This is a genomic window from Micromonospora sp. NPDC047738, assembly GCF_040642675.1.
In the GTDB taxonomy this organism is placed as follows: Bacteria; Actinomycetota; Actinomycetes; order Mycobacteriales; family Micromonosporaceae; genus Micromonospora.
In genome coordinates this window covers 1-24,037 of record NZ_JBEYSO010000007.1, presented here as the reverse complement: position 1 = coordinate 24,037, position 24,037 = coordinate 1, and the positions used below count along the sequence as shown (strand labels likewise).

Genomic DNA, 24,037 nt, shown 5'->3' with positions numbered 1-24,037 from the left:
CGGTGGAGCGGGCGCAGCGCCTTCCGGTGAATTTTTGTTACCTCACCGGCGCGCCGCGCCCGCGCCCCGTCTCACGGGTAGCTGATCACCGGGCTGGTGCCGTACGAGCCGACGACCGGCGTGCCGGCCTCGTTGATGGTGCGTTCGATGCCGCCGCTGCCGTCGAGGAAGACGGTGATCGCGTTGTGGAACCGCACACCGGCCCGGCGCGGCGCCTCGATCGCCCGGTCACAGCGGATGTCGACGCCCTGGTTGAAGTAGGAGTAGACCCCCAGCCCCCACGCCTCGTGCGTGCGGACGTGGTCGGCGACCTGGTACGACGCCCAGCCCCGCCCGGTCGGGCTGTGCCAGGCGGCCTGGCTCGGCGGGTCGTACGGCAACTCGCTCTGGTAGAACACGGTCCGGCCGCGCTCACCGTTCCAGACGGTCTGCCACCGCTGGTAGTGCTCGACGAAGAGCCCGTACGCGGTCACGTCGTCGCCGTTGATCACCACCCCGGTGCCGGCGGTGTTGACGGTCCAGCCGATGGTGCCCGGCTTGCCGTGGTCGCCGCGCCAGGCCCAGATGTTGTCGATCAGGGTGTGCCGGCTGTTCACCACCAGGCTGGTGGCCGCCCGGCCGGCTGAGGGTCCGCCGATCCGGAAGAAGACGTCCTGGAGCGAGATCGGGTTGGTCGCGTGCGACCGGTGGCTGTTCCGCTTGCCGACCTCGACCAGCACCTCCGACTCGACCGGCCCGGCGTCGACCAGTACCCCCGCGATGCGTACCCCGTCCACGTCCTCGATGCGCAGGGCCGCGTCGCCGGTGGTCGGGGCGAGGCTGGGCATGCCGAGGCCGAGCACGACGGTGTCCGGGTGCTTGACCCGCAGGGCCCGGTCGAGGTGGTAGACGCCCGGAGTGAGCAGCAGGTGTCGACCCCGGGACAGCTCCTGGTTGATCCGCTGCGCGGAGTCGGTGGGCTTGGCGACGAAGAAGGCGGACAGCGGCAACGAGGGTACGGCCGCGCCCCAGCTGGTGCCGGCGGTGTCGTGCCGGAGCCCGGGTACGGCCACCCGCCAGCGGCCCGCGCCGTCGACGAAGAGGTAGGGCTTCTCCCGGGTGACCGGGCTGGTCGGCAGGGTGGTGTACGGCGGGTTCGGGAAGCCCTGCGCGGGCGCGCCGAGCACGCCGGAGAAGACCTGGTTCCAGACCCCGTTGGTCCAGTCGCCGCCGAGTTCGCTGTCCCGGGTCAGCCACTGCTGCTGGGAACCGTTGATGGTGATGCCGTCCACCTTGGAGTCGGCGATGTAGCCGCCGCTGGAGTAACCGCCGTTGCCCGGCTCCAGCCAGAGGATGCCCTTGATGTGCACCCGGCGCATCGGGGACGCCTGGGAGACCGCCCACTGGTTCGACCAGTCGGTCGGGGTCACGGCGAGGTTCTCCACCGAGCGCCAGAAGTTGGTGAGGGCGGAGATGCCGGCCGGCGAGTTCGGGTCGGGCTGCCCTATCACCCGTACCGCGCCGTGGATCTCCACGTCGTCGGGGTGGGCGCCGAGTCCGGCGACGGTGGTGTAGTAGCCGAGCTTCGCGTTGACCTCGTACCGGCCGGGCTTGAACAGCACGGCGTACCGGTCGGCGCCCATCTCGTTGCGTTCCTGTGCGGCGAAGAGACGATCCAGGGTGGACTGGATCTCCTCGGTCGGGGTGGTCGGGTCGTACACGAAGACGTTGGGGCCGAGGTCCGGCTCGGCGTCCTCGGGACGGCCGGGAGCGGCGGCGGCCGGGAGCGCGGGGAGCGCGAGGCCGGTGAGGGACACGGCCGAGGCGGCGGTCAGGGTGAGGAAACGGCGGCGGGAGGGGTCGAGTGGTCTCATCTGCCTACCCTGTCGGTGGTGGGGTTGGGATCGGCCGCGGAAGCTGTGAGAGCGCTCTCTGGGCCGGGACGCCCTGTTCCTACCGCATCGACGCCGATGACGCCAGGGTGCGCCGGTTCCGGAACCGTCAGCGGGCGTCGTAGCGGGCCCGGGCGGCCTCCACCTCGTCGAGGTGGGTGGTGACCCACGCCTCCAGGCCGGCGACCAGGTCGAGCAGGCTGCGACCGAGGTCGGTGAGCGCGTAGTCGACCCGGGGCGGCACGCTGGCCTGCACGGCACGGGTGACGATGCCGTCGCGTTCCAGCCCGCGCAGGGTCTGGGTGAGCATCTTCTGGCTGATCCCGTCGATCCGCTCGGCCAGTTCGCCGTAGCGCTTCTCGCCGCCGGCGAGGGTGAGCACGATCAGCACGCTCCACCGGTCGCCGATCCGGTCGAGGACCTTCCGGCTGCCGCAGTTCCGGTTGAACGGGTCCGCCTGCACGGGCTTCACTCTCTTTCGGTGCGTATCGAACTTGAAGGTGCCTACTCTCCAACGGGAAGTAAGGCTGCGATGTTCCCGTTGCTGTGCGAAGACAGTGTTCTCAGCACCGACCGCAGGGAGTTCCCATGTCCATCGTCGTCACCGGCGCCACCGGCCACCTCGGCCGCCTGATCGTCGCCTCGCTGCTCGACCGGGGCGTACCGGCTGACCAGATCGTGGCGGCCGGCCGCGACGTCGACCGGCTGGCCGGCCTCGCCGGGCGCGGCCTGGTCACCCAGCGGGTGGACTACGACGACGCCGAGTCGTTGCAGGCCGCCTTCGCCGGGGCGGAGAAGCTGATGTTCGTCTCCGGCAGCGAGGTCGGCCGGCGCGTGGTGCAGCACGGCAACGTGATCACCGCCGCCAAGGCCGCGGGCGTCGGGCTGGTCGTCTACACCAGCATCGCCAGGGCGGACACCTCCAGCCTGGTGCTCGCCGCCGAGCACAAGGCGACCGAGCAGCTGATCCTGGACTCCGGCCTGCCCCACGTCTTCCTGCGCAACAGCTGGTACCTGGAGAACTACACGGGGCAGCTCCCCACGTACCTCCAGCACGGGGTCGCCGGCGCGGCGAACGACGGCCGGGTCAGCGCCGCCACCCGCGCCGACTACGCCGAGGCCGCCGCCGTCGTCCTCACCACCGAGGGGCACACCAACCGGGTGTACGAGCTGGGTGGCTCGCCGTTCACCATGACCGAGCTGGCCGCCGAGATTTCCCGGCAGAGCGGCAACAGCGTGTCGTACCTCGACCTGCCGGTCGACAAGCTCACCGAACTGCTGGTCGCGGCCGGTCTGCCGGAGGGTTACGCGGCCGTGCTCGCCGACGGCGACCGCGGTCTCGCCCAGGGCGACCTGGAGGTCGGTGACGACCTGGCGAAGCTGCTCGGCCGCACGCCGACCACGCTCGCCGAGGCGATCCGCGCGGCACTCTGAGCCGCCCGGGCAGCGGGGCCTCAGCACGCGCTGGGGCCCCGGTTCCGGGCTCGGCGGTTACGCCCGCTGAGCGTGCCGCCGGACCAGGTCGTCGACGAGCACCTGCACGTAGTCGGCCGTCTCCTCCCAGCAGGTGACGGCGTGGCACTGGATGCCCATCGCCTTGACCGGGTAGTCGTTGCCGCCGTGGTCCAGTCGGTCGCCGACGAAGAGCACGTTGTCGTGCTTCAGGTCCAGGCACTCCAGCAGCTTGCGCATGCCGTACGCCTTGTCCACGCCCTTGCGGGTGACGTCGATCGAGGTGGAGCCGCCGCCGCGTACCTCCAGGTCGGGCAACTGCTCGGCGACCGCGTCCCGGAGCCGCTTCTTCTTGCTGCCGTCCGGGTCCCAGCCGTACTTCTCCTGCGGCGGGGCGGACTGACCCAGCGCCGAGAAGGTGATCTGGCTGCCCCGGTCCTCGATGATGTCGCCCCAGGTCCGGTCCTCCCAGAGGCCGAGCGCCTTCGCCGACTCGGTGAGCGCCGCGACGATCCGGACCTTGTCCGCCTCGCTCAGGTCCTCGGCGTAGACCAGCCGCCAGTCGCCGTCCCGCCAGCGGTAGTAGCGGGTGCCGCAGGTCGGCATGAGGTGCAGCCGGTTGCGCTGGTCCTCGGTGAGCTCGAGGTGGGCCAGCACCTGCGCCTCGAACTGCTCGAACCGGCCACCGGAGATGATCAGAACGTCCACCTCGGTGAGCAGGTGTCCGAGAAGTTCCGCCATCCGACGATCGATCTGCGACTTGGATACCGCCAGGGTGTCGTCCAGGTCGAACGCCACCACTCGAAGATCGTTCATCAACAACCACCATGTCGTCGCGGGCAGGCCAGGACTAGCAGGGTACCGACGGTGACAACCTCCGCCAGCCGCGAGTGCAGATCGTGACGCTACGCAGCCCTCCCTCGCGGAGCGTAACAGCGCGGCGCACGGGCCCGGGCCCGGACGACACGGCAGCACCCGATCGGCGTCACACCGCACCGCCGGCACCCGGCCAGCCGGCCGTGCCGACACAGGCCTCGTTGCCCTCGGCGTCGGCCAGCACCCAGTTCGACGGCGCGTCCGCGTCGCTGACCAGCCGCCCGCCGGCCGCCAGCGCCGCCGCCACCCGGGCCTCGGCCTGGTCGTACGGGACCCAGACGTCGACGTGGACCCGATTGCGTTGCGGTCGCGGCGCGTCCATCGCCTGAAACCAGAACGCCGGCCCCCGGCCACGCGGGTCGACCAGGTCCTCAGGGCTGCCGGCCCGGTGGACGTAGCCGAGCAGGGCGCGCCAGAACGGCGTCACCTCGGGGCCGACCAGCGCGTCGATGGTGACCTGCACGGTCTGCACGGCCGACGGGTCGGCGGGTACGCCCAGCTCCCGGGCCACCGCCGAGATCCGCCGGGCCAGCTCGAGGTCGCGCCCGGTCAGCCCGTAGTAGTCGGAGGTGAGAGTGATCAGCCGGACGGCCACCCCGCCGTGCCGCAGGTCGACGTCCGGATGGTGGTCGTCGAGGCCGGGCAGCTCGCCGATCGCCCGGACAAGCCGGGCACCGGCCGCGAACGAGCCGGTACGGAACCAGGCACACGCCCCCTCGCCCAGCACCCGCCAGTCCTCGACCCCGGCGGCCGCATGGAACTGCCCCGGCGTGATCCGCTCCGACAACGTCTTCTCCCTCGGTGATGCGACTCGGTCCACCGAGTCTCACCCGAGTTCCCGACACCCTCTGTCGTATACGTCCAGTACGTCCAGGACCATGGGACGGTGCGTGCCTCGCGGATGATGACCCTGCTGTTACAACTCCAGGTGCGCGGCCAGGCCAGCGGGCGGGAGCTGGCCCGGCAGTTGCAGGTCAGCGAGCGTACGGTGCAGCGCGACGTCGAGGCGCTGGTGGCCGCCGGCATTCCGGTGCGGTCGAGCCGCGGGCCGGCGGGTGGCTACCGCCTCGACCGCGGCTACCGGACCCGGCTCACCGGCGTCGGCCTGGACGAGGCCGGCGCGTTGGCGTTCCTCGGGCTCGCCGGTCCGGCCGAGCAACTCGGGCTCGGCGAGCTGCTGGAGGGCGCCCGGGTCAAGGTGTGGGCCAGCCTGACCGGCGAGGCCCGGGAACGCGCCGGCCGGACCGCCGAGCGCTTCCACCTCGACCCGGCCCGCTGGTACGGCGCCCCCGAGCCGGTGCCCTGCCTCCCCCAACTCGCCGACGCGGTCTGGCGCGACCGCCGCACCCGCATCGAGTACGTCCGCGACGGGCGGCCCACCACCCGCGAGGTCGACCCGCTCGGGCTGGTGCTCGCCGCTGGCGACTGGTATCTGGTCGCCCTGCGCGACGGCCGGCAACGCACCTACCGGGTCTCCCGGATGCGCGCGGTGGACGTCCTTGACGAGCCGGTCGTCCGCCCGCCCCGGTTCGACCTCGCCGGATCGTGGACCGAGGCGCGCCGGGCCCTGGAGGACGAGGAGTCCGCCGTCGAGGTCACCGTACGCGTCGCCGCCCGGGCCCTGCCCCGCCTGCGCCGGCTGGTACCCGGCCCCGGGAAGGACCGGGTCCCGGTCACCGCGACCGGGGCGGTCGAGCTGACCGTCCCGTTCGAGAACGAAGGGTGGGCGCTGTCGGCATTGCTCAGCCTCGGCACCGCCGTGAAGGTGCTGGCACCGGGCCACCTCCGGGAGCGGGTGGTCGAGGAGCTACGCGCTGCCGCGGCTCAATACTGATCACGTGGTGCTGCCGTGCCCAGCCATGATCAAGTCCGCTGGCCACGTCGCCGGTCGGTGACGGCGGACCATACCCCGTCCGGCGGGAGTTTCTGAAGCCGCGTATGTGGCGACAACAGAGCTGGGAGGCTGGCGGAAACCCCTACGTCGGCAGGACCAGGCGACCGTGAGGAGAGCCCGATGGTGGACCGCGACGATCTTCCCGCGCCCCGACAGGGTCTGGTTGTCACACACTTCCTCACCGTGCGCGACGTCGCCGTCTCGCGGAAGTTCTACGCCGACATCTTCGGCGGGCAGATCGTCCTCGCCGAGAACCCGACGATCGTCAAGATCGCCAACAGCTGGATCATCATGAACCCCGGCGGCGGGCCCACCCCCGACAAGCCCGACATCACCCTGACCCCGCACGAGCCGGGCGACCCGGTCTCCGCGTTCCTCAACGTCCGGGTGGCCGACATCGCCGCCTTCTACGCCGACACCCGGGCCAAGGGCGGGCAGTTCCTGACCGAGCCGCTCGACCGCAAGGCCGAGGTGCGCTGCTACCTCCGCGACCCGGACGGCTACCTCATCGAGATCGGGCAGGCCACCGGGATGCTGCAGGGCATCTACGCCGACAAACCCGCCAGTTCGAGCTGAGTCGCTCCCACCTGGTTGCACCGACGCGCAGCGCCGACCTTGGCAGGGTTTCATGAGCGAGTCGCCTCGTAGTCTGGGAGCGTGGCCGCGGTGGTCCGGGTTGGCGGGCGCATGGTCAGGACCAGCACGGCCAGCCCGGCGCCGAACTCACCAGCCCACCCGCGATCGCGGTCGGCTGCCTCATCCGCCAAGTCAGCACCGACACGGCCATGGTGCCGACTGCGGAGGCCAGGCCCATGGGTGCGAACAGCACGCCGACGCGACCGGCGAGAAGCCCAGCACACTCTGCAGGTACTGGGTCACCATCAGGCCCGTACCCGCCATGACGACCCCGGCGAAGACCAGCGCGACGAGTACGACCGTGAACGGGCGGTTGCGAAACAGCCGCAGGTCCAGCAGCGGCGTCTCCAGCCGCAACTGCCGGCGTACGAACAGCAGTCCGACGACTGCCCCGACGACGAGGGCCACGGCCGGCACGACCGGCACGCTCTCGACGGTCGGCTGCTTGATGCCGTCGACCATCAGCAGCACTGCCACGAGCGACAGCCCGACGCTGCCCAGGTCGAGCCGGCCGGCGTGGTCGCTGTGGAACTCGGGCAGCAGGACCGGCCCGACGAACAGCAGCAACACCATCGCCGGCACGGCCACCAGGAACACCGATCCCCACCAGAAGTGCTGGAGCAGGAATCCGCCAAACACCGGCCCGAACGCACCGCCGGTGAACTGGCAGCCCGCCCAGACCGCGATGGCCTGCCCGCGCTGGCGTTGGTCGCGGTCGTACCTGCCCGTCAGGCGGCCACTTGGATCGCGACAACACGAACTGGGGGTGCCGCCGGGTGCCCGACCCAGCCAGACGCCGACGCGCTGGCCCGCGACGCCCCCCGGCCGTCGTCGAGTGACACGAACGCCACCACACCGACAACGCCGGCCACCAGCATGGCGACGCTGGCGAAGGTCAGGAAGCGACGTCGTTGGTCCTTCAGCACCCAGCCGAGAAGCACGAGCAGCAGTATGGAGAGCAGCCCGGCACCGCAGCTGATCGCGAGCCCCAACCAGGCCCAGTCCGCACTTCTCGCACATGCGCCCTCACAACCCAAGGAGTTGGCGGCACCGATCAGGCCGACGCCGAAGAACATCGCCATTCCCCAGAAGAACAACAGGGCCGTCCACAACAGCTCACCAACCAGTCGCTGGTTACGCACCACGGCACCTCCGGGCTCGATAGCGGCGGCCCCTGGACCGAGATCAGCAGCGGCACACAAGCCGCACCCGACAGTTCACTGGACGAGCGATGCTAGATCACTATCTTTCGATTTAGGTTTTTAGCGTACCGGTCGGCCCATCTCCTTGCCTGAACCAACTCGGGCAGGTCGCCCGGGGAATGCTTGGTACCCGTTCGCAGGGAATCGCGCAATCGAGCAGCCAGAACCGGCTCACCCATGTCCTCAGCAAGAATCAACGCTTGAACACGTCGTGCGACGTGACTGGCCTTATCCTGCCATGCATAGACGTCACCGCGCACGACTTCCGACTCCGACGCAAGGACATCGATCAGATCCCGCCTGTCTCTGAGGAATGCACGCTCTGCACTGATCACTGTCTCAAAATAACTGACCTGCTCCGCCGTAAGCACCTTCCTCTCGGGCCAGAAGATGCCGGAGAGCCTCGGGCGCAGGCGAACCGCCATACGGCCGAACTCGTCCATGGGCGGCCCCAGTCGAGCGTCACCGACGTTCATGGATACCCTCACCAGCCCAGCTGGCTCCTCCTCAAGCCAGGTGACGCATTCCAGATTGCCTTGCTGCCACGTAGCGACCCCGCGGCTGGCGATCACAGCGTCTTCGGGTATTACCCCACCCTTGGCCAGTTGCCGAAAGATGCTCGCCGCTGAAACCCGTCCCATATGCCATCTCCCGGTCCCAATAACTCATCGGCTCGACGGCAACTCCGGCCCCGGCCTCGACTGCCGGTAGTGTGCGTACAGAAGGTCCAGGCGCTTACGCCCGTGGCGTCGGGCATTTTCCCGAATCTTGTCCGCACTCACACCGGCAACGAGGCTTTCGATGTCCTCCGCCTGACAGCGCTCCTCCGCACTGAGGACGCGATGCCCGGTCCTGGCCTCGACTCTGAAGGCACTGTTTCGCGCCGCCATTGAGCAGTCTTCCAGGGCAACCACCGCGCTCGCTGCGAGCGTCCCCAGCGCCGCGTGGAGGACGACGGCTCCATAAAGGGCGTGAGCAGCGGGACCGGCTAGCTCGTCCCCGACGTGCATTTCACGCATCCGTTCAAGAGCCTGACGCGTTGACGAGTATCGCGAAGGATCGCCTGGAACAGGCGTCCAGAGCATTTCCAAAGCCTCGTGGTAGCGGTCCAGATCATCCCGGCGGCCATCCTCAGAAACCACCCAGAACAGGACGCCAATCGCCCGCTCCGCGCAGGCGGCAGAGAAGAGAGCAGCCTGTTCGATTGAGGCAGTCTCCGCGAACTCATCGGCGTTCACCAACAACCGCTCCTTCCGTCGCTGAGGAGTGCTGCTGCAGAATTCTGGCCGCCCGCCACTGGGGTCGGCTCGACTCACCAACCGGCGACCGCCTGCGAAAGGCCGCCGGCGGAGCAGACGTGAGGTTGGACCCGTCGCGGATCCAGCCTCACGTCTGTCGGCGTCATCAGCGCCCGTCGCTGACGTGCGACGCCGTGCGGGTCAACGTCCGAGCGCCTCGTTGACGAGCCTCTTCTGAAAGGCGATCGCCTCAAGGCACCTGACGTTCGCTCGCTCGGCTTCCACCGTCCACTCAGGCAGTTCCTCTCGATCGAGAAGGCCTTCGTAACAGAAAGAGAAGACACCGTAGAGAACCTCACCGGTCAGCCCCTCAGGCGCATCGGCGCAGGCCAAAAGAGCCGACAATATGTGCGAAGTTCCGGGCTCGTCCGCCAAGTCCAGGACATCCTGGTACTCGTCGAGCATCTCCTCGGGGAGACCGATCTTGTCCCCGCTGGCCGACACCGCTTCACGGCCGGCCGCCATTCCGCGAAACAGGTAGTCGCTGATCTCCCCTGTCTCAATCTGGCCCATTGCGTCGCGGGCCCACTCCATCGCCGCCATCGCCATGGCCAGCCGTTGAGGGGGCTGGATATTCTGCAACTCGTTCCGCAAGGGCTGCATCTCATGATCCCAGAGAAGCAACTGTGCCCCCAATTTGCGCTATCGGTTCACGTGACTGGCATAGCTTCGCGAACAGGGCCACCCGGCGCATTGGGTACGGCTAGTTAGCTAACGGAGACTTTGAAAGCCGCCATTCGAAGTCGCCACGTCGTGGATGACCATCAAGAAGTGCAGTCAACGTCGACGTCGGTACGCCGGCAGGAAGGGTAACGGCAATCACGCGGGCGGCGTGAGCGTCGAGCTCACCTCCAACTTGCGAGAGGTGCGACTCCATCCCCTCTTAGATCCTCGATCTCCAACTCCCGGCGGTAGTAGATCTGCACCGCATAGTAGCCGCCGTCACGGATAACCTGGTAGCTTCGCCCCTCATTCTCGATGCGAAGGGTGTCGCCTCGAGCCATCCCATCTGCCATCAGCGGCGAGCGCTCCAACTGATAAAGTTCCGCGCCGACGGGAGTTACGAGCAGTGGTTCGAACGAATCCTCACCCGCTCGCGTCCTGCCAATCAACACCTGAACGACTTCCGCCAAGGCAATCAGTCCCGTTCCTCCGTATGGGGCCCCACAGCTTCCCCGATCCGCACAAGACCGACCCAGTTTGGGCGCACCCGAGTTCTTGGCACGTAGGTTACAGGCTGCGCCCTCTAGACAGAGGTCGATCAAGGTCAGGTTGCCATCGATGGACTTTGCCTCATCTCGGTGACTACGTGGAAATTGTCCGGATTGTTGGACGTCTGCCCACACCGCCAGCAGGTTCCGATGAACCGGCCGTTGACCTCGTCGTCTTACCGGCCGCCGTCTGCGACACCGGCCGGTCGAACGGGTCGTACACGTAGGTCGTCGACTTGGCGTTCGCACCGACACCCGCGGTGGTCTTCGCCGTACGGTCGAAACCGTCGTAGTAGTACTTCTGCGCCCGCTCACCACCGACCGACACCGTGTCCAGCCGGCCCAACGGATCGTAGTTGTACGTCGACGTCACCCCAGCCGTCGTGGTGGAATGCAACCGGTTCCGGTCGTACTTACTCGTGCTGGTGACACCCTCGATCGTCTGCGACACCGTGTTGCCATTGGCGTCGTAGACGGAGCGAGGCCGGACCCATTCGTGGGTCCGGCCTCGCGCCTTCCGGCATCGTCAGAACAAGGTGCTTCTCAGAGAATCACCAGAACTCTGGATTCTCCCACTGGACACAGGTAGGTCGCTGCCCACCGGATAGACAGAACTCCTTGACCGCTCGACGTATTAGGTCGATGGGAATCTCCGAATGCGCTGGAAACTCGGTCATATGATTTACGCACGAGTAACGAACCTCGGTACGACCCTCTTGTAACCCGACCGTCGTCCAGTTTCCGCTGGCATCCATGAACTCAAGAACGCCGACCTGAAGGCTTTGATCAGCACCGACCAACAGCTCGTGATCGGGAGCACCGGAAGGCAGGGTTGACCGTTCCAGGGAATGCAATTCCGCCAGGTTCTGGTGGATCGGTCCCGCCAACAGGGAGTCAATCAGCTCGTCCACATCCTCCGGCGCAACAAGCAACTCACGCTTGTCGCCGTGCTGTGGGCGATAGTACGCCTCCACCCGGAACTGCATCAACGACGCTCTCCGCATGGCCAGTATCGTAAACCTACTGGAGCCCTTAGCACGAACCAGCGCTGAGCGCTCCGACGCCCGTGGGATCAAGGCCACCCATTCATCGGAGAACATGGATCGTGGGAGGCCGCATGGCGTAGTCGTCGACAGGAACCACGTTGAATCCCGAGGCGTGCAGAATACCGATCATCGCGTCACGCATAGATGTCGCGATGGCCATGAAGAGTTGTATCGCAGGAGCGTCCGGGCGGCCCTCCATCGTGGATTCGGCAACCGCGCCGGTGAGGGCATCTGCCGGTCGCCAGTCGACAAACACGCCGCCCATTTCATCATTGCCGTGGTCGATTTCAATTTTCGGCGCCAGCCAGCCGAGGAGAGTCGCCTGCGGAATGGTTGGGGATTCCAGCGAGATCGAGCGCCTCACGTACTCGCTGCGCTAAAACGCGCCAAGCAGCCACCGTCTCATCGGACGCTCGATATGCTTCGAACATCAACATCACCAACTCGGAAGAAGCGATGACCCATGCGGAACCGAATATGTGACCCTCGCACCATCGGCGAGATAACTAGCGATTTTAGGGCACATACGTCGCATACCGATCGCTAGCCGGCACGGCCGCCAGGAACACCGATCCCACCAGAAGTCCTAGAGCAGGAATCCGCCGAACACCGGCCCGAACGCACGGCCGGTGAACTGGCAGCCCGCCCAGACCGCGATGGCCTGCCCGCGCTGGCGTTGGTCGCGGTCGTACCTGCCCGTCAGGTGGCCACTTGGATCGCGACAACACGACCTGGGGGTGCCGCCGGGTGCCCGCCCCAGCCAGCCGCCGACGCGCTGGCCCGCGACGCCCCCCAGCCGGGGCGTGGCCGTTCAGCCCAGTTGCAGCAGAGGGTGCACGGGCATTACCGGTTTCCTGAAATCATTCGACACCCGCTCGACTCGAAAGCCTCACAATCGCCTCTGCGATTTGCGTCCGCAGCGCATACCGTTCTGGCGCCTTGATACACAACATCCGGTCACGGTAGGATCTCTCATTCAATCCAGCTCCGATCAAGGCGCGCCCATCAGCAGCTTGCCACTCAAATTCAACGCCAAGAAGAGTCGTTTTCAACCGCGCAAAGATGGGTTCGTTACATCCATCCGACCGCTCGGTGATCCAGTCGCAGGCAGCCCACACTTCTGTTGAAGACACGCGGAAGGCCAGCTCAGCGGACTCACTTTCCAGCTGCGGGTCACACATTGCATGCGCCAGCTGGATTGTGTGGTTTTGCACATGCGGGAGGCCCGTTTCCTGCCAGTCGACATTATCAAGATAGCGCTTGAAATGCGATTCCAATGGCAGGGTTTCGGTCGGCCACATGACGTCGTTCCACACCACTGGCCCTACCTCGACCAGATCGACCACGTGATCGACGAGTTGGAAGTGAGCCGAGTGGAGCAGAGGTACGCACCTCGCCAACGAAAGCAAGCCGAGAGACTGAATCAGCGCCAAACGTCCGCCAGGATCAACCACTTCAGCCAACTCTCCAAGTGCGCTATCGGTTCACGTGATTGGTTTAATAATTTTCGGCGCTCATCAGAACGAATTGCGGCCACATTCACCGGTTAGGCGTCCGCCCTAGATGAATCCACCTAAGCAGCCCGCGCGGCCTACGTCGCGATACGCCAATCGGCGCCGGCACTGGGCCCCGAATTGAAGGAGTTTGGCTTCATTGGGCTCCCCAGGACTCCCCAATGAGCGAAGTGCTCGCCCACTGGCGTGGAGCGGGCACCGCATATTCCCGCCTTACCTTAGGGGCGACCAGCCTCCTCATCAGAGTAACCGTTTGCGATTACCTCAGCATATTTTCGCGAAAAGTCCTGACTGCGAAGAAGCAGGGGACTCGGATCGAAACTTGCCAGGTCCTGCGCTTCTCTCATCTCATTCAAGTCCGACCGCCGGGTTTCGCTTTCCAACTGAAGGAGATCGACGCCTTCCCCTTCCTCCGCCATAGACTCACTGGTCGCCATTTCTTCGCCCGCCTCGGCAAGTTCCTCCGCGTGCTCGAAAACGCGTTCCAATCGTTCCAAATCCTGTGGCGCGGACAAATAGTCGAGAACCTCGGCCGCTAATACAAGATGGTCGACGATCTCCGTCTCGAATGGCAGACCCTCTGGATCGCTTGCTCCCAAAGCGCGCTCGACCAGACTTCTCACGGGCCTGATCTCTTCGGTTGAAATTGCCGTTCCGGTGATCGCCTGACGGTGGAACCGTGATCCATCAGCCAATGCCTGCGACAACGCCTCCCGGTGCTGTTCGAACCAGGGCGAGAACTTCGGATCCTGATTAAAGCCGAAGTATCGGACGAGGACTAGAGCCGCGATACTCTGCCGCGCTGCAGGGCTGAGCAGAGACGCTTGGCTCATGTCGTCCTCCAGGTCCGTCACCTGAATATCCTTTCGCCCATGTAGTTGAACATCTTGCCGAGATACTTCAATCTGCCGAGGAACTTGGGCCCTCTCAAAGACATCCCCCGGTCCCGGGTTGAGTTTTCACATGGCGGGCAAACGTTGCGGTTCGCTCCACCGCCGAGGAACTCCCAGCCCTGTTTGTCCATGTAGTCCAGGGCCGTCATTTCAGCATGACCCTTGCCGTTAGCAAATACGTCGCCAGCCGTCGCATCGAGCTGATTCTTGATCTTCTTTGGCACGTACTTCCGGTTGGAGGCAACGATGGTGCGCACGTTGCCGCCTTGGTCGCGCGCGAGAACGACGGCCGTCGTGTCGTTCTCATAGGCCCATCCGCCCTTCTCCTGCTTCGGGTCCTTGAGCCCCTCGTGAAGCTGCTTTGCCCGGTCCCCAGCCAGTTCATCGTAGTCAGGGCATTCGTTGTGGACTAGTACGGTCTGGCCGCCGACCAGAATGTAGTAGTTGTGGTCCGCATCGACGGTGAGGTTGTAGACACGTTCGTGCCGCCGCTCGTGCTCTACAGCGGTGATCTGGACCCAGACGCCAGAAGACGTCCGCAACCACATGCCCGACTTGAGCGTGTCGGCAGTGACCCAGCGTCCCGCATCCGGAAGCCAGTAGTGGTGACCAGCCGTTGACGTGACCTTGCCGGTGGCATCGCCATCGCTGCCGTCAATATCAAGGGTCAGGGTGACGAGCTTCTTGTCACCCTCGTGGTTACGGGTGTCCGTGACCTGACGGTCCCTGGTAACACCCGACTCGACATCCGTAGCCTTGATCCAGTCGCCTTCCTGGAGGTCCTGAATGGCCTTGGTCGAACCATCGGCCATCAGGACCCTGGTGCCGGGAACAAAGCTGTTGATCTTGCAGCTCGGACCCGAGGGCCTTGTATCCTTCGGGTGTTGCTGGGGAGCGCCTTCGATCCGTCGGTGGTCGCGTTGACGGCTTTGCGGGTGTCGTTGGCGGTGTCGATGCCGTCGGCGATCTTCTTGCCGGTCTTCGCCAGCTTCGCTGCGGCGACCGCGTTCCCGGCGAGGGGAATCGCCGAGGCCATGGACATCGCCGCGTCGACGTAGTTGCCCTCGGCCAGATACCAGATGCCGTTGGCGACGTCGGCGACCTCACCGATCACCGGCACCATGCCAGCGACGTCCAGGGCGGCGTGGCCGATGTCCGACCACGACATCCCGAACAGGTGCCCGTCCAGCTCGATGAAGCTGATCGGATTACCGCCGGCGAACGCGTACCGGTTACCCGTGAACGGGTCCATAGCCAGACCCATGTCCGCCATGGCGCCGCCGTAGGTGTCCCGGGTCAGGAACCGGTTCAGGCCCGGATCGTAGTTACGGAACCCCATGTCGTAGGTGCCCGAGCCCGCATCCCACCGGGAGGCGTTGAACCGGAACCTCGCTCTCCGGCTGCACACCCCGGCGGGTCGGACTTCTCCGCCTTACCGGCAACCTTCCCCGCAGTATGTCCATGCCCAGGTGGGTAACAGCGTGGTCTTCGACCCAAGGGTCTTCGACACCGTCCGATCGAACGGCGCCCACTGAACACAAACCGGCACCGTTTTCAGCCAGACCACTGGGATCAGGCTGCGCTTCGACGTCACGCGGCCAACATGCGTCGGCGCCCGCCCCAAGCGAGGGCGGGCGCCGACTACTGATGACGGCCCATGTCAGTCGGATCGCCCCGCGCCTAGTTCTCTTGCCGTTGCTGAATAAAAACCTCGCCATCGGAGACACTGCCGGCACGACGTGCAGCAAGACGGATCTGCTCGTCCGACAGCTCTCGAATGAATGATTGGGCTTCATGGATGCCATTTCCGTTGCCAACACGAAGCATGGCGATGAACCAACGAAGGCTTTCGACCAGGTCCACGGGCGTTCCTATGCCGTCACGGTACCAGCATCCCGCAGCGTACATACACCCGGCTTGACCAACCTCAGCGCCCCGAAGGTACCAACTCAGCGCCTCGGCGTCCTCATCAACGGCTGCGAGTTCATTCCCGAGATGCGGATACGCCTCAACGACACCGGAATTCGCAGCAATGCGCAGCCAATGAATCGCGGCGGCCGAATCTCGTTCAACCCCTTCCCCCTTCAGGTAGCGAAGACCGAGGTTGTAAGCGGCAATACCGTCGCCGCCCTCGGCCGCGGATCGGAACAGCTTGAGCGCGCGGGCTGGATCTGCCTCAATCAGCTCTCCTTGGTGGTAGAGGAAACCAAGTGATCTTTGCGCGATCGGATCGCCTTCGTCTGCGGACTTCCTCAGTAGTGCGATTGTCTCTGCGGGAGCGTCAACATACTGCATAAAGATGACACCTAAATAAGTACGAGCGCTTGTATCGCCCTCGTCAGCAAGAGCCTTAAGCGAAGGAGCAAGGCGAAGTATCTCGTCAACGACGTCCCGATCACCGCGCCGAGCGGCCTCCAGATACCACCGAGCCGCTGCCACAGGCGAGCCAACCCGGATAAACAATCTTCCAAGATCTCTTGGAGCGTCTCGCTGACCTCTTGCGGCAGCCTTGTCCAACGCTTTTTCCGCAGCGACTAGGTCGACCTCCACCCCCTGCCCGTACGCGTACATCACGCCGATCATACGCAATGCGTCGACATTCCCGAGCTCTGCGGAGCGGCGATACCAGTAAAATGCCGTTTTGTGGTCCGCTTCCACACCGCCGCCTGCTGCATAAATCGCGGCAAGATTATATGCGGCTTCAGAGTTCCCGAGATCAGCCGCCTGCTCGTAGTATTCGACCGCACGACCCTTATCAACCGGCTGCCCACGCCCGCTACTGGCCATCTGCCCGAGCAGCAGTAGTGCTCGCCCGTCTCGACCAGCATCGGTCAGAAGCCGAATCGCCTTTCCGAAGTCACCGCGCTGCGCTGCCGACCGGCCCCGTTCATAGAAGTCCATGATTTCCCCTAAGCAGTGGTTCGCGAGAATCTTGATTAGGCAATCCGGTCTCAGACCTTGAGGTCTACCTAACTCCAGGTTCAGCCTTCCATGGTCGTTTGCATCGTCAAACGGCGCGTGCGCTGCCTCGCCCCTAGGAGATCAGCAAGACAGAGTGTCGCATACCCGGCGGACCCAGGCTCCATCTGGTGCAGGCTTAGACGCACCAAGCGACGACTCGGCGGCCCGCTGTCTTGTATGCGGAGCTCGCGCCCACGGCGCGATGGAATGGGCTGCGACCAGATCGTGGAGCCGGTCGCGCATGACGCGGCTGGGAACAGCAGGATAATGCTGATTAGAAGAACCGCGGGTGGCCCGGGAATTTCTCCCGGGCCACCCGACATCTTCAGGCCCCCTCGACCCCCCATCTGCCGTCTGGTCTAAATACGTTCGTGCCGGTAGGATCGGTCACCCGTTGCGTCTTGCCACGATGGGCAGCTCTCCGAATGAACCAGTCAATACAGTCGTCACACATGTCGAGATCAACCTCGATTGGTGCATCAGGATGCAACAGCGCCATCTGCCTTTCAGCGTGTGACGCGTAGTACTTCCCCGGTACGCCATGGTCAAGGAAGGCAGGCACCGCCGGGGTGGGAACGGCGCCCATTTGGTGGGTTTCGGCCAGCACGTCTTCAGGTGAGACAGAGCGGTTGTACGCAGGCGGTGCGTCTCCCCAACCGCTAAGGGTGCTATCCCCCTCCGCATGCGCCGATGCCTTTTTGGGGACCGACGGCTTACAAGGGTCCTCGTTGTGGACGAGGACCGGCTCGTCGCCAGCGAGCACGTAGTAGCTGTGGACGCCGTCGACGGTGAGGTTGTGGACTCGCTCGTGTTTGACGGTGTGCTTGACCGCGGTGATCTGGACCCAGGTGCCGGCGGCGGTCTGGAGCCACATGCCGGGCTTGATCTGCTCGGCCTTGGCCCACATGCCTGCGTCGGGGAGCCAGACCAGGTGGGCATCAGTGGAGGTGATGCTTCCGGTCTTCGACCCGTCCTTACCATCTAGGTCGACGGTGAAGGTGACGAAGGTCTTCTTGCCTGCAACGCTACGGGCGTTGGTGACAACCCGGTCCTGGTTCTGGCCGTTCTCAACGTCGGTGGCCAGAACGCGGTCGCCTTCCTCCACCTCCTCGATGGCCTTGCTGCTGCCGTCGGCCATCACGACCTTCGTGCCGGGCACGAAGCTGTTCGGACGGATTGGACACGACGGTGCCTCGGTGTCCTTCGGCTTTGGGGCACCGGTGGACGGTGCCGCCTTGGAGGCGTCGACGGTTGCCTCGACGCCCTTCTCGACGTCCTTGGCGGTGTCGATGCCGTCGGCGATCTTCTTGCCGGTCTTCGCCAGCTTCGCTGCGGCGACCGCGTTCCCGGCGAGGGGAATCGCCGAGGCCATGGACATCGCCGCGTCGACGTAGTTGCCCTCGGCCAGATACCAGATGCCGTTGGCGACGTCGGCGACCTCACCGATCACCGGCACCATGCCAGCGACGTCCAGGGCGGCGTGGCCGATGTCCGACCACGACATCCCGAACAGGTGCCCGTCCAGCTCGATGAAGCTGATCGGATTACCGCCGGCGAACGCGTACCGGTTACCCGTGAACGGGTCCATAGCCAGACCCATGTCCGCCATGGCGCCGCCGTAGGTGTCCCGGGTCAGGAACCGGTTCAGGCCCGGATCGTAGTTACGGAACCCCATGTCGTAGGTGCCCGAGCCCGCATCCCACCGGGAGGCGTTGAACCGGAACGCGTTGTACGGCTCCTCACCCTCCGGAGCAGCGCCCGGCTTGTCCACACCGGTGAACTGGGACTCGTCGTCCTTGCCGTACGCCGTGTAGCCGTAGGTGGCGCGGGTGCTGCCGTTCTCCTTGGTGATGCCGATGACGTCACCACGCGGCCGGTAGATGAACTGCGAGTACTCCCGGCTGCCGTCGTCCTTGTGCTTGATCTGGGTCAGCTGCTGACCCCACGGCGCGTACTGGTACGACTTCTCCGCCTTGCCGGCGACCTCCTCACGCAGCACCTGGTTGTCCATCCCCAGGTACGTGAACAGCGTCGTCTTACCGGCCGCCGTCTGCGACACCGTCCGGTCGAACGGGTCGTACACGTAGGTCGTCGACTTGGCGTTGGCGCCGACCCCGGCGGTGGTCTTCGCCGTGCGGTCGAAACCGTCGTAGTAGTACTTCTGCGCCCGCTGGCCACCGACCGACACAGTGTCCAGCCGGCCCAACGGATCGTAGTTGTATGTCGACGTCACCCCAGCCGTCGTGGTGGAGTGCAACCGGTTCCGGTCGTACTTACTCGTGCTGGTGACACCCTCGATCGTCTGCGACACCGTGTTGCCATTGGCGTCGTAGACGTACGACTCGGTCGAGGTGCTGTCGCCGGTCTTGTCGAGCCGGCTGATGCGGTCCTGCGGGTCGTAGGTGAAGGTGTAGGTGTTGTCGATGTAGTCCGACGAGTTGTCGGCGTTCATCAACTTGAGCACGTCTCGCGACGGGTGGCCGTTGGCCTGATACTCCAGCGTGTGCTCGGCGACGGTCGCCCCGCCGGAGGTCTTCTCCAGCTGGTGCTTGGTGGCGCCGTCGAGGTAGTACTCGAAGTCCACGGTGTTGCCGTTGGGCTTGGTCTGCTTGAGCATCTGCCCGCGAGCGGTGTAGGTGAACGACGAGATCTGCTGGTTGCCCGCGGTCGGCGAGTCGGCGTTGGTCACCTTCGCGACCATGTCCCGCGCGTCGTACTCGATCTTTGACCAGGTCAGGTCGTGGGTCGAGGTGAGCGGGTTGCCGTTGTCGTCGTACGTCAGCGCCGTGGTGTTCTTCGGCGTCGCGTCGGTGGCGCCGGTGAACTCCTTGACCGTGGAGATCTGGTTGAGCTGGTCGTAGGCGATGTCGTACCGGCTGATCTTGGCCCCGGGGCTGAGGTCCTTGACCTCGACCAGCAACCCGTTCGGGTTGTACTTGTAGGTGAACTCCTTCTTCTCGTTGTCGACGTCACCGGCGTTGTCCCGCACCAGCTTGACCGAGTCGGCGAGGACCTTGCCCGTCGCCTGGTCGGTGAGGGTGATCTTCTGGATGCCGTCCTCGACGAACGCGTAGCTGCCCAGGCTGATCCAGGCGCCGGTGTTCTGGGTCTGGTTCACCGTCTTGGTGACGCTGCCACCGTTGTGGGTGATGGTGAACTTCGCGTCCGTCGCGGCACCGGTGACCTGCGGGTGCCGCACGAACACCTCGTAGCTGCCGTCGCGGGGGACGTTCAGCTGCCAGTTGAACTGGGCCGAGCCGCTGCCCGCCGGCGCGGTGGCCACGTCGTAGCCCCACTGCCCGGTCGCGCCGCCGCTGGTCCAGGTGCCCTGGCTCGCGGTGTTGTTCGAGTCGGAGTTGTCGACCAGGATCACGTCCTTGCCGACCGGCAGGCCGTCCTCCGAGCGCCCCTTCTCGTTGCCGGACGGGTAGTAGTCCCAGGTCATCGTCCGGGTCGTCGACCCGCCGGCCGAGCTCAGCGTGTTCTTGGTCTGCTGGCCCAGGTCGTTGTAGTCGTACGAGTTGACGATGTCCCACGGGTCCTTGGACGTCTTGGTCCACCCGTTGTCGTAGTAGGTGTATTCGGTGTCGTTCCGGACGCTCTGCCCCTCCGACGGGGGCGCGCTGACCTTGGTCAGGTTGCCGATCTCGTCGTAGGTGTAGAAGGTCTTGTCCGGCGTGTTGTAGCGGCTGTCGTCCTTGTCGTAGGACGACCACTCCTCCTTCTTGCGGTTGAGCGCGTCGTACACGGTCACCACGGAGAAGTCGTCGGCATCGTCGGTGGTGTTCACCCCGCGCGGGGTGATCCCCTTCGTCTGGTTGCCGACCTGGTCGTACTCGTACTTGGTGGTGCGGTAGGTGATGGTGCCGGCGCCGTCCTTGGTGTGCGGCACCTTCGACTCGATCAGCGCGCCGCGGGCGTCGTACGTCGCCAGCGACTCGTTGCCCTCGGCGTCCGTGGTGCCGAGGGTCAGGCCGTCCTTGTCGAATCGGGCGGTGGTGAACTTGCCGAGCGCGTCGGTGGTCTTCACGACCCGGTGGTTCCAGTCGTACTCGTACTTGGTCGTGAAGTCGTTCTCGGCGCTGGCGGTCTTCTTCGCGTCGTACAGGACCGTGACGTTGCCGACATTGTCGTACTCCGAGACCACCTTCTGGCCGAGGCCGTTGGTGACCTCGATCGGCTGGTAGATCGCGTCGTACTTGGTGGTCGTCGTGTAGTCACCGACCTCGGGAGTCAGGTTGCCCTGCGGCTCCGTGACGGTCAGGACGTTGCCGACCTTGTCGTACGTCGTGGTGGTCTTGCGCTCCGGGTCGGTCGCCTCGTCCTTCGGCGCGTACGACTCGATCACCTGGTCGGCCTTGTCATAGACCGAGGTCGACACCGTCCCGTTGGCCGCGTACGCCGTGACGATGTTGTCGTTGGCGTCATACACCGAGGCCTTGGTGGTGATGTAGCGGTTGTTGGCCGCGTCCATCGGCTCGACCTTGTCCTTCGGCCGCCCGAAGGTGTCGTACCCCTGGGTGACCTTGGCGTTCTTACCGTTCTTGACCTCGAGGACGTTGCCCCGGTCGTCGTACGTGAAGTACGAGAGCCCGTTGCCGGCGTCCTTGATCCTCGCCGGGTAGCCGCTGGCGTGGAAGTCGAGGTACTCGGTGGTGTTGCCGTTGGCGTCCTTGGCGGCGACGAGCTGGCCCCAGTCGTCGTAGGTGTTCCGGCTCGTGTAGTCGCCATCGGTCGCCGTGGTGTTGCCCACCGGGTCGGTGACCGTCTCGACGTCACCCTCGGCCGTGTACGTGAAGGTCCACTTCCGCCCCTCCGAGCTGGTCTTGCTGACCACCTCGGCCACGTACCCGTTGAGCTGGCGCTGGTAGGTCAGCGCCGTGCCCGGCCAGCCGTTGCGGACCGCCTCGGCGTCCTTGACCTCGGTCGGGTAACCGGTCTTCGGGTCGTACGCCCAGGTGGAGACCGCGCCGTTGGCCTCCTCCAACCGGATGACGTTGTGGTCGTCGTCCCAGCCGAGCTTGGTGACCTCGTTCTTCGCGTTGGTCGTCTGGTACGCCCGGCCGTAGCCGTCCAGCAGGTACTGGGTGGCGTGGTTCTCGGCGTCGGTGACCGTGGCGTTGATGTTGTTGCCCTGCGGGCCGTCCGGGTCGACGTAGCCGAACTGGGTGAGGTAGCCGAGCCGGTCGGTGTAGGACTTCGTGGTCCAGTGGAACTTCGGGTCGTCGCCGGTCTGCGGGTAGTTGTAGACCAGGCTGGTGGGGTTGCCGCGCGGGTCGGTGACCTTGACCAGCTTGACGTTCTTGTTGCCCTGCGTCATGTCGTAGGCGAACTTGAACGTCTTCGGCGCACCGTCGGTCGACCCGGCTCCGTCGATCAGCTCACCGAGCAGGCCCTTGTCGGTGTAGGTGAAGGTGAGCTTGCGTCCCGAGACGTCGGTGATCTGGGAGATGTGATCGATGATCTTCGGGTTGGTCAGGTTGGTCGCGGACTTCCGCGTCCAGGTGGTGTCGTCGATGTAGTCGAACGCCTGACCCTTGGCGTAGTAGTCGACGGTCAGCGTCTTGCGACCGGTCGGGTCGGTGATGTAGCGGAGGAACTTGGTCGGCTTGTTGTTGGACTTCCGCTCCTCGTAGGTGAAGAGCATCTCGTTGCCGTTGTTGTCCACGATGCTGGACAGGAAGCCCTCGCAGTCGTAGAAGAACTGCGTCCGATCCGGCCGGGTCAGCACCCACGCCCTGCGTTCCTGGGTGTTGGGCTTGCAGTCCACGCTGCTGTTCTTCTGCAGGTAGAGGTGAACTCCCTTGGGGCTCTTCCACTCGTTCGCTGCCGCGTCCCAGGTGAACCAGTGGCTGGTGCCGTCACCGTCGGTCAAGGTGACCTTGGTGGGGTTCGGGTTGGGGTGGAAGTCGAGAGGGGCGCCGAGGCGCATCATCGACGAGGCCTGCACCGACCATCCGTAGCCGGCGACGGTGTCGGACGTGTCGAGGGAGTTGTAGGACATCCGCACGAACGTGGACAGCCCCCGGGAGGGGTTGTTGAACGCGTTGTACGACCAGACCGTGTTGCCGGAGTAGAGGTTGTTCATCAGGGTGCCGCCGGCGCCGGTGTTCTTGCCCGCGTACGAGTAGAACTTCTCCAGGCCGAGTTGGTCGGAGGTGGGTTCCTCCACCGCGACGTTCTGCGGCAACGGCTGGATCGCCGGCGTGGTTTCCGACAGTTTCTTGCCGGTCAGCTTGTTGCGCAGGTCCCACTTGAGCACGTAGTCGGTGCGCTTGTTGCCCTCCGTCGAGGACGGCGGGGTCTTCACCTGCGCGTTGACGTCGACCGTGCCGCCGGCGGGAACGCTCTTGGGCAGCGGGGTGACCACCTCGAAGCTGGGGTCCGCGCCGTCGGTGGTGCCGTCGGCCCGCTTCCAGTCGTAGCCGAGTTCCCAGTCGGTCGGGTTCCAGGTGGTCAGGGTCGGGTTGGACAGGGTGACCGGTACCGTGTACGTGGCGTTCGCGGTCGCCACCGTCGGGGTGGACGCCGCGTAGTAGGTCGACTCGCCGGTCTGCTCGAGGTAGGTGACTTCGAGGGTCGGGCGCAGCAGCGGTTCCTCACCCTCGGAGGAGAGCAGCATCGCGCGGGCGGTCTGGTTGACCTCGTCGCGCTGGCGTAGCAGCAGGCCGTAGTTGCTGGCCGGGGTCTTGACCCAGCCGTCCACGGCGGTGGTGACGTCCCAGGTTTCCCATTCCGGGTCGTTGGTGAAGCCGTTGAAGCTGGCCTTCCAGGCGGTGTCGTAGTCACCACCGGCCGTGGTCCACGCGTTCACCCCGTCGTAGGTGTTCCAGGTCGCCTTCGTCTCGTTGAACGCCCGCTTGAGCTTGTAGACGTCGACGTACTCGTCGGTGTCCAGACCGTCGTACAGGTAGGTGTTGTACATCCGCAGCTCGGCACCGACGATCTTCGCGTCGGTGGGGATGCCGGTCAGGGTGGGGAACTTGACCAGGCCGCGGGTGTCGCCGTAGTAGGACGAGTTGTTGCCCGGGCTGACGTACGGGTCACCGTCGTAGACGTTGACGTTCTCCGTCGGCCGCCCGGCGGACAGGGTGGTGTCGATGACGCCGTTCGAGCCGGTCGCGTCGGTCGCCGCGGTGCGGTAGATCCGGGTGATCTGGCCCGCCTTCGGCAGCATCGCCGG

Annotated in this window: 22 protein-coding genes; 3 read left to right on the top strand and 19 right to left on the bottom strand. The window is 65.4% G+C overall.

Annotated features, from left to right (window positions below; translation table 11 throughout):
* Positions 1-71 precede the first annotated feature (71 nt).
* The gene (locus ABZ783_RS13555; protein WP_357437232.1) at positions 72-1,853 is read right to left on the bottom strand and encodes an adenylyl cyclase; all 1,782 of its coding nucleotides are present in this window, start codon (positions 1,851-1,853) and stop codon (positions 72-74) included.
* Positions 1,854-1,980: 127 nt separating this feature from the next.
* Positions 1,981-2,334 (bottom strand): helix-turn-helix domain-containing protein, encoded by a 354-nt coding sequence (locus ABZ783_RS13550; RefSeq protein ID WP_357437230.1) that lies wholly within the window; start codon positions 2,332-2,334, stop codon positions 1,981-1,983.
* A gap of 125 nt (positions 2,335-2,459) precedes the next feature.
* Between ABZ783_RS13550 and ABZ783_RS13545 the strand changes: the two genes are divergently transcribed.
* The gene (locus tag ABZ783_RS13545; RefSeq protein ID WP_357437227.1) at positions 2,460-3,305 is read left to right on the top strand and encodes an SDR family oxidoreductase; all 846 of its coding nucleotides are present in this window, start codon (positions 2,460-2,462) and stop codon (positions 3,303-3,305) included.
* A gap of 57 nt (positions 3,306-3,362) precedes the next feature.
* Here the strand turns inward: ABZ783_RS13545 and ABZ783_RS13540 are convergent, their stop codons facing one another.
* Both ABZ783_RS13540 and ABZ783_RS13535 read right to left on the bottom strand, forming a co-directional pair.
* Positions 3,363-4,139 carry an HAD-IIB family hydrolase gene (locus tag ABZ783_RS13540; protein WP_357437225.1) on the bottom strand — a complete coding sequence of 259 codons (777 nt, stop codon included), beginning with the start codon at positions 4,137-4,139 and terminating at the stop codon, positions 3,363-3,365.
* A 169-nt stretch (positions 4,140-4,308) separates the two neighbouring features.
* The gene (locus tag ABZ783_RS13535) at positions 4,309-4,986 is read right to left on the bottom strand and encodes a VOC family protein (protein ID WP_357437222.1); all 678 of its coding nucleotides are present in this window, start codon (positions 4,984-4,986) and stop codon (positions 4,309-4,311) included.
* 99 nt (positions 4,987-5,085) lie between these two features.
* Here ABZ783_RS13535 and ABZ783_RS13530 point away from each other — a divergent pair, with 99 nt between their 5' ends.
* Complete coding sequence (locus ABZ783_RS13530) at positions 5,086-6,033, top strand: YafY family protein (protein ID WP_357437219.1); 948 nt, start codon at positions 5,086-5,088, stop codon at positions 6,031-6,033.
* 180 nt (positions 6,034-6,213) lie between these two features.
* The gene (locus tag ABZ783_RS13525; RefSeq protein WP_357437216.1) at positions 6,214-6,669 is read left to right on the top strand and encodes a VOC family protein; all 456 of its coding nucleotides are present in this window, start codon (positions 6,214-6,216) and stop codon (positions 6,667-6,669) included.
* 192 nt (positions 6,670-6,861) lie between these two features.
* On the opposite strand, the gene ABZ783_RS13520 is transcribed toward ABZ783_RS13525, so the two are convergent.
* From ABZ783_RS13520 to ABZ783_RS13450, 15 genes are all read right to left on the bottom strand, one after another.
* On the bottom strand, positions 6,862-7,461 hold the full coding sequence (locus tag ABZ783_RS13520; protein ID WP_357437873.1) for an MFS transporter: 600 nt from the start codon (positions 7,459-7,461) through the stop codon (positions 6,862-6,864).
* Positions 7,458-7,871 (bottom strand): hypothetical protein, encoded by a 414-nt coding sequence (locus tag ABZ783_RS13515; RefSeq protein WP_357437916.1) that lies wholly within the window; start codon positions 7,869-7,871, stop codon positions 7,458-7,460. Before ABZ783_RS13515 ends, ABZ783_RS13520 begins: the two co-directional genes overlap by 4 nt.
* A 92-nt stretch (positions 7,872-7,963) precedes the next feature.
* A complete protein-coding gene (locus ABZ783_RS13510; protein ID WP_357437213.1) occupies positions 7,964-8,374 on the bottom strand; it encodes a hypothetical protein in 411 nt (136 codons plus the stop codon).
* 222 nt (positions 8,375-8,596) lie between these two features.
* Positions 8,597-9,169, bottom strand: a complete 573-nt coding sequence (locus tag ABZ783_RS13505) for a hypothetical protein (protein WP_357437211.1) — start codon at positions 9,167-9,169, stop codon at positions 8,597-8,599.
* Between the two features lie 201 nt (positions 9,170-9,370).
* A complete protein-coding gene (locus ABZ783_RS13500; protein WP_357437208.1) occupies positions 9,371-9,823 on the bottom strand; it encodes a hypothetical protein in 453 nt (150 codons plus the stop codon).
* 251 nt (positions 9,824-10,074) lie between these two features.
* A complete protein-coding gene (locus ABZ783_RS13495) occupies positions 10,075-10,344 on the bottom strand; it encodes a DUF4265 domain-containing protein (RefSeq protein WP_357437872.1) in 270 nt (89 codons plus the stop codon).
* A gap of 190 nt (positions 10,345-10,534) precedes the next feature.
* Positions 10,535-10,891, bottom strand: coding sequence for a hypothetical protein (locus tag ABZ783_RS13490; protein WP_357437205.1), 357 nt, complete (start codon positions 10,889-10,891; stop codon positions 10,535-10,537).
* A 100-nt stretch (positions 10,892-10,991) separates the two neighbouring features.
* Positions 10,992-11,444 (bottom strand): Imm1 family immunity protein, encoded by a 453-nt coding sequence (locus ABZ783_RS13485; RefSeq protein ID WP_357437202.1) that lies wholly within the window; start codon positions 11,442-11,444, stop codon positions 10,992-10,994.
* An 82-nt stretch (positions 11,445-11,526) separates the two neighbouring features.
* The gene (locus tag ABZ783_RS13480) at positions 11,527-11,850 is read right to left on the bottom strand and encodes a hypothetical protein (protein WP_357437200.1); all 324 of its coding nucleotides are present in this window, start codon (positions 11,848-11,850) and stop codon (positions 11,527-11,529) included.
* A gap of 496 nt (positions 11,851-12,346) precedes the next feature.
* Positions 12,347-12,949 carry a hypothetical protein gene (locus ABZ783_RS13475; protein WP_357437198.1) on the bottom strand — a complete coding sequence of 201 codons (603 nt, stop codon included), beginning with the start codon at positions 12,947-12,949 and terminating at the stop codon, positions 12,347-12,349.
* Positions 12,950-13,218: 269 nt separating this feature from the next.
* Positions 13,219-13,854: a hypothetical protein gene (locus ABZ783_RS13470; RefSeq protein ID WP_357437196.1), complete on the bottom strand. Its 636-nt coding sequence runs from the start codon at positions 13,852-13,854 to the stop codon at positions 13,219-13,221.
* A complete protein-coding gene (locus tag ABZ783_RS13465) occupies positions 13,851-14,705 on the bottom strand; it encodes a polymorphic toxin-type HINT domain-containing protein (protein ID WP_357437194.1) in 855 nt (284 codons plus the stop codon). The genes ABZ783_RS13470 and ABZ783_RS13465 overlap by 4 nt, the downstream gene beginning before the upstream one ends.
* Positions 14,705-15,301, bottom strand: a complete 597-nt coding sequence (locus ABZ783_RS13460) for an RHS repeat-associated core domain-containing protein (RefSeq protein ID WP_357437192.1) — start codon at positions 15,299-15,301, stop codon at positions 14,705-14,707. The genes ABZ783_RS13465 and ABZ783_RS13460 overlap by 1 nt, the downstream gene beginning before the upstream one ends.
* Positions 15,302-15,573: 272 nt before the next feature.
* Positions 15,574-16,794 (bottom strand): tetratricopeptide repeat protein, encoded by a 1,221-nt coding sequence (locus tag ABZ783_RS13455; RefSeq protein ID WP_357437189.1) that lies wholly within the window; start codon positions 16,792-16,794, stop codon positions 15,574-15,576.
* A gap of 385 nt (positions 16,795-17,179) precedes the next feature.
* Positions 17,180-24,031 (bottom strand): DNRLRE domain-containing protein, encoded by a 6,852-nt coding sequence (locus tag ABZ783_RS13450; protein WP_357437187.1) that lies wholly within the window; start codon positions 24,029-24,031, stop codon positions 17,180-17,182.
* Positions 24,032-24,037 lie beyond the last annotated feature (6 nt).